Origin of the sequence: Rhizobium sp. PEPV16 (genome assembly GCF_008919455.1) — a bacterium.
GTDB lineage: Bacteria > Pseudomonadota > Alphaproteobacteria > Rhizobiales > Rhizobiaceae > Rhizobium > Rhizobium leguminosarum_Q.
The window spans coordinates 1-2,914 of sequence record NZ_VSZV01000331.1 but is presented as its reverse complement, the minus strand read 5'-3'; the positions used below and the strand labels follow the sequence as shown (position 1 = coordinate 2,914).

The window sequence follows — 2,914 nt, the reverse complement described above, 5'->3', positions numbered from 1 at the left end:
GACCAATCGTGTCCAAAGACGACGAGTGAGCCGCCCGAAACTTCGAGGCGGCTTTTTTTGTTTTATGGCCGCCTGTCGTCCGGGCCCCGATAACGGAGTGGAACAATGGTAACGATCCTGCGGGATGATGGTGCGGAAATCTACGAGACCAAGGGCGGCATATCCGTCACGCGGCAGCGGCGGGCGATCCCCTACGGCGATGCGGTCTCTTCCTATGTCGACAAGCTCGACGAGCGCCGCGGCGCGGTGTTTTCGTCGAACTACGAATATCCGGGCCGCTATACGCGCTGGGATACCGCTGTCGTCGATCCGCCGCTCGGCATCTCTTCCTTCGGGCGCGACGTCTGGATCGAGGCCTATAATGAACGCGGCGAGGTGATCCTCGGCTTCGTGACCGAGCGGCTGAAGACTGTGTCCGACATCGTGCTCGGCGCTTCCTCGGCCCGCCGCCTCGACCTCACCGTCAAGACGCCGGACCGGGTGTTCACCGAGGAAGAACGTTCGAAGATGCCGACGGTCTTCACCGTGCTGCGCGCCGTTACCGACCTGTTTTATTCGCAGGCGGATGCGAGCCTCGGCTTCTACGGCGCCTTCGGATACGACATCGCCTTCCAGTTCGACGCGATCGATCTGAAGCTGACACGACCCTCCGACCAGCGCGACATGGTGCTCTACCTGCCGGACGAGATCCTCGTCGTCGACAACTACGCCGCCAAGGCCTGGGTCGATCGTTACGACTTCGAAAAAGACGGCGTGACGACCGAGGGCAAGGCCCAAGATATCTCAGCGGAGCCCTTCAAACACACGGATGCCATTCCGCCGAAGAGCGATCACCGGCCGGGCGAATATGCCGAGCTCGTCACCAAGGCGAAGGAAAGTTTCCGCAAGGGCGACCTTTTCGAAGTCGTGCCCGGGCAGAAATTCATGGAGCGCTGCGACAGCAAGCCGTCCGACATTTCAAAGCGGCTGAAGGCGATCAATCCGTCGCCCTATTCCTTCTTCATCAATCTCGGCCATCAGGAATATCTGGTCGGCGCCTCGCCCGAAATGTTCGTGCGTGTTTCCGGCCGTCGCATCGAGACCTGCCCGATTTCGGGCACGATCAAGCGCGGCGACGACCCGATCGCCGACAGCGAGCAGATCCTGAAGCTCCTGAATTCCAAGAAGGACGAGTCCGAGCTCACCATGTGCTCGGATGTCGACCGCAACGACAAAAGCCGGGTCTGCGAGCCGGGTTCGGTCAAGGTGATCGGCCGCCGGCAGATCGAGATGTATTCGCGCCTTATCCACACGGTCGACCATATCGAAGGGCGGCTGCGCGACGACATGGACGCTTTCGACGGGTTCCTCAGCCACGCCTGGGCCGTCACCGTCACCGGCGCCCCGAAGCTCTGGGCGATGCGCTTCATCGAGAGCCATGAAAAGAGCCCACGCGCATGGTATGGTGGAGCGATCGGCATGGTCGGCTTCAACGGCGACATGAACACCGGCCTGACGCTGCGCACCGTGCGCATCAAGGACGGTATCGCCGAGGTGCGCGCCGGTGCGACGCTGCTCAACGATTCCATTCCTGACGAAGAAGAAGCCGAAACAGAACTGAAGGCCTCTGCCATGCTTTCCGCCATCCGAGACGCCAAGACGGGCAATTCCGGCAGGATCCAGCGCGACGTTGCGAGCGTCGGCAAGGGCGTCAGCATCCTGCTCGTCGATCACGAAGACAGCTTCGTCCACACGCTCGCCAATTACTTCCGCCAGACGGGGGCGACGGTTTCGACCGTGCGTACGCCGGTGCCGGAGGAAATCTTCGACCGGCTGAACCCGGACCTCGTCGTGCTGTCGCCCGGACCCGGAACGCCCAAGGATTTCGACTGCAAGGCGACGATCAAGAAGGCGCGGGCGCGCAACCTGCCGATCTTCGGCGTCTGCCTCGGTCTGCAGGCTCTGGCGGAAGCCTATGGCGGGGAACTGCGCCATCTGGCGCTGCCGATGCACGGCAAGCCCTCGCGCATCCGCGTGCTGGAGCCGGGCATCGTCTTCTCCGGCCTTGCCAAGGAGGTGACGGTCGGCCGCTACCACTCGATCTTCGCCGACCCCTCGACGCTGCCGCGCGAGTTCATCATCACGGCGGAAAGCGACGACGGCACAATCATGGGCATCGAACACGCCAAGGAACCGATCGCCGCGGTGCAGTTCCATCCGGAGTCGATCATGACGCTCGGCGGCGATGCCGGGATGCGGATGATCGAAAATGTCGTGGCGCATCTGGCGCGCAAGGTGAAGACGAAGGCTGCCTAAGGATTTCGCCGGTTATTTGGCCTGCCCTTTCCCCGACTGCGGGGAGGGGCAGGCCGTTTTCGAAAGGCCGGTTGACTTCTTCAGGCAAATCAGAACATTTCAGGAACGATCAATCGGGATATTCGACGTGGCCAATGCTGAAAAGTTCATCGTTCTTCCCTATCGCAAGAACCGCGGCAATCTCGTCCCCGGTGAAATGCGCCAGGCATCGAACTCCGTCAGCGCGGAGAAAATCGCCTCGGCGATGTCGGAGCGTTTCGTCGGCGTGGCGGCTTATGCCGTGATCGTCGATGAGGAAACCGGGGATATGTCCTCGCCGCGGCTGCTTGCAAAATACGGTGAGATTGCCGATCTCAACGCCGCCTGAGGCGCAGTTTTCACTATGGAGACGTCGCTCTACTTGCCGGTTAAAGCTTTCCTGGAGGCGGCGGATTATGTCGTAAAGGGTGAGGTCGGCGGGTGCGATCTCGTGGGCCTCAGCGATGCCGAGCCGCCGGTCGTGGTGGTCTGCGAACTCAAGCTCTCCTTCAACCTCGAACTGCTTCTCCAGGCGGTCGACCGCGCGGCGATGAGCGATGAGGTCTGGATCGCGGCCCGCGTCTCCGCCAAGGGTCGGGGG

General features: G+C 61.9%; 2 protein-coding genes and 1 pseudogene. All 3 read left to right on the top strand.

Annotated features, from left to right (window positions below; genetic code table 11):
* The first annotated feature begins 105 nt into the window (after window positions 1-105).
* Window positions 106-2,295, top strand: coding sequence for an anthranilate synthase (locus tag FY112_RS23080; RefSeq protein ID WP_131619652.1), 2,190 nt, complete (start codon window positions 106-108; stop codon window positions 2,293-2,295).
* Between the two features lie 127 nt (window positions 2,296-2,422).
* On the top strand, window positions 2,423-2,662 hold the full coding sequence (locus FY112_RS23075) for a hypothetical protein (RefSeq protein WP_017961519.1): 240 nt from the start codon (window positions 2,423-2,425) through the stop codon (window positions 2,660-2,662).
* A 15-nt stretch (window positions 2,663-2,677) separates the two neighbouring features.
* A pseudogene (locus tag FY112_RS23070) lies at window positions 2,678-2,914 on the top strand (hypothetical protein); the annotation flags it as partial.